General features: G+C 62.4%; 1 protein-coding gene. It reads left to right on the forward strand.

The window, feature by feature from the left end:
• Positions 1 to 104: 104 nt before the first annotated feature.
• The coding region (locus WCA53_RS25760) for an efflux RND transporter permease subunit (protein WP_423917078.1) at positions 105 to 2,030 on the forward strand (1,926 nt) is incomplete at its 3' end.

Raw genomic sequence — 2,030 nt, forward strand, 5'->3', positions numbered from 1 at the left:
CTTCCGGCGCAGCTGTTCAGGGCGCGCCGGCCGCCAGCGGTGCTGCGCAGACGGCACAGCCTGCCTCCGCCGCATCGGGCGCGTAATAACAGGGAGCCCGCCACATGGCAAAGTTCTTTATCGATCGCCCGATTTTCGCGTGGGTGATCGCCATTATCCTGATGCTGTCGGGGATCGCGTCGATCTTCACGTTGCCGATCGCGCAGTATCCGACCATCGCGCCGCCGGCCATTCAGATCAGTGCGACGTACCCGGGCGCATCGGCGAGTACGGTCGAAAACACGGTAACGCAGGTCATCGAGCAGCAGATGAGCGGCCTCGATCACCTGTTGTACCTGTCGTCTACCAGCGACGACTCGGGCACCGCCACCATCACGTTGACCTTCGCCGCCGGCACCAATCCGGACATCGCGCAGGTTCAGGTGCAGAACAAGCTGCAACTGGCGACGCCGCTCTTGCCGCAAGCCGTTCAGCAGCTCGGCTCCAGGGTGACGAAGTCGAGCAGCAGCTTCTTGATGGTGATGGCGTTCGTTTCGACGGACAACAGCATGAACAAGTACGACCTCGCGAACTACGTGGCGTCGAAGATCGAGGATCCGCTCAGCCGTATCGACGGGGTGGGTACGGTGACGCTGTTCGGCTCGCAATACGCCATGCGGATCTGGCTCGATGCGACCAAGCTGAACAACTTCAGCCTGACGCCCGTGGACGTGCAGAACGCGATCACGAAGCAGAACGTGCAGGTCGCGGCCGGTGCCTTGGGCGGCACGCCGTCCGTGCCGGGCCAGATGCTGCAGGCGACGATCACGGAAGCGACGTTGCTGCAAACGCCCGAGCAGTTCGGCAACATCTTGCTGAAGGTGAATCCGGACGGCTCGCAAGTGCGCATCAAGGATGTGGCGCATATCGACCTGGGCGGCGAGAACTATAACTTCGACACGAAATACAACGGTCAGCCGACCGCTGGCTTCGGTATCCAGCTTGCCACGGGCGCTAACGCGCTGAACACGGCGAAAGCGGTGCGCGCGAAGCTCGACGAGCTGTCGAAGTACTTCCCGCAAGGGCTAGTCGTGAAGTACCCGTACGACACCACGCCGTTCGTGCGCCTGTCCATTGAAGAAGTGGTCAAGACGCTGATCGAAGGCATCGTGCTGGTGTTCCTCGTGATGTACCTGTTCCTGCAAAACCTTCGCGCCACGCTGATCCCGACGATCGCCGTGCCGGTGGTGTTGCTGGGTACGTTCGCGGTGATGGGTATCGTCGGCTTTTCGATCAACACGCTGTCCATGTTCGGGCTCGTGCTCGCGATCGGCTTGCTGGTGGACGATGCGATCGTGGTGGTGGAAAACGTCGAGCGGGTGATGGCAGAGGAGGGCTTGTCGCCTCGAGACGCCACCCGCAAGGCGATGGACCAGATCACCGGCGCGCTGGTGGGCGTGGCGCTGGTGCTGTCGGCGGTGTTCGTGCCCGTGGCGTTCTCGGGCGGATCGGTGGGCGCCATTTACCGGCAGTTCTCGCTGACCATCGTGGCGGCCATGGTCTTGTCCGTGCTCACGGCGTTGATTCTTACGCCGGCATTGTGCGCGACGCTCCTGAAGCCGATCGACAAGGATCATCACGCCGAGAAGAAAGGCTTTTTCGGCTGGTTCAACCGCACCTTCGCGAAGAGCCAGACCAAGTATCACAGCGGCGTGCGGCACGTGATCAACCGCTCGGGCCGCTGGCTGATCATCTACCTGGTGGTGATCGTTGCGGTGGGCTTCCTGTTTGTGCGCCTGCCCAAGTCGTTCCTGCCCGACGAAGACCAGGGCACGATGTTCGTGATCGTCCAGGCGCCGGCGGGCTCGACGCAGGAGCGCACGGCCGGCATCCTGAAGGACGTGAGCGACTGGTTGCTGACCGACCAGAAAAGCGTTGTCGACTCGGTGTTTACGGTGAACGGCTTCAGCTTTGCCGGTCGCGGCCAGAACGCGGGTCTCGTATTCGTGCGGATGAAGGACTATGCCGAACGGCAGCGCGCGGACCAGAAG

This window comes from Caballeronia sp. (assembly GCF_049581465.1).
Taxonomy (GTDB): Bacteria; Pseudomonadota; Gammaproteobacteria; order Burkholderiales; family Burkholderiaceae; genus Caballeronia.